The following is a 1,239-nucleotide window of genomic DNA, read 5'->3' as shown; positions in this document are numbered from 1 at the left end:
ATACAAATCCGGATGATAAAACTGGTCGTTGGCGCATAGAGGCACGTACAGATGCAACATCATCAAAACCTAATGGTGAATTAACCCTATTCATTGAAGAATTCATGCCAGAGCGAATGGAATTAACATTATCAGGTGTTAAAGATAACTATGACATGAAAGACTCCATTGATTTAAAAGTAGACAGTCGTTATCTATTCGGTGCGCCCGCAAAAAATAATGACTATACCGTACAAGGTAAATTAACAGTCAATCGCACGCCTTTTGTAGCTCATAAAGACTGGTATGTCGGTAAAACATCATTCCCATCACAATTTATACCTGATGAAATTCAATATGATCAGCAATTGAATGCTGACGGTCATGCAAACTATCCTTTATATCTTGGTTTAGAAGGACCTTTAGCACAAAATATCTCTGCAGTATTAGGTTTAAAAGCCGATGTAACAGTGATGGATGGTGGCACCAGTGGCATTTCTCGAAGTTTTAAGACAAACTTTTGGCCAACACAACCGGTGCCTGTAATTCGCCCTATGTTTGGTAAGGATGATTTGAGCTATGGTTCCAATGCTCAATTTGAAATCTTTACAGCCAATATGGCTGGCAACTTAGGCAATGCAGAATTAAAATTAACATTACGTTATAAAGATAATGCATGCACATGGGTTTACAATCCAAATTCAGGTTGGGATTGCCATGAAAACTATAATTATCAAATTCGTGAACAAAAAATTATTAAAACCAACCGTGATATTGTTGAATATTCAATATCACCCAATAGTTGGGGAAACTACATTCTAGAAGTTGAGGATTTATCATCAGGTATGGTGACTGAATATCCATTCAGTGCTGCATGGAATAATACTTCATCTGGCCAACTACCTGCTGTTAAGCCCAATGCACTAGCGTTAAGCACAAATAAAGCAACCTACAAAACTGGCGAAACTATCAAATTAACCATTGATGCTCCATTCGCAGGTAATTTAACACTCATGATGGAAGGTTCTGAGCTTTTATATTCCAAAAATTTAGATGTTAAACAAGGTAAAAATAGCATTTCTATTCCAATGGATAAAAATTGGAATCGACATGATCTATATTTATCTGGATTATTACTTTCAAAAACTAAACAAAATGATATTGTCCGATCTTTAGGGCTAATTCCTATTCATTTAAATCGTTTAGATCGTAAACTAGAACCAAAATTATCATTCGATGCAATTGCATTACCTGATCACA

Annotated in this window: 1 pseudogene; it reads left to right on the top strand. The window is 35.7% G+C overall.

What is annotated here, in order from left to right:
• Positions 1–1,239, top strand: a pseudogene (locus tag BZK14_RS13430) (alpha-2-macroglobulin family protein); the annotation flags it as partial.

The sequence above is a fragment of the Wohlfahrtiimonas larvae genome (genome assembly GCF_002006755.1).
In the GTDB taxonomy this organism is placed as follows: Bacteria; Pseudomonadota; Gammaproteobacteria; order Cardiobacteriales; family Wohlfahrtiimonadaceae; genus Wohlfahrtiimonas; species Wohlfahrtiimonas larvae.
Note: the sequence above shows the minus strand (reverse complement) of the source record. Positions and strands in the feature narration are given on the sequence as shown.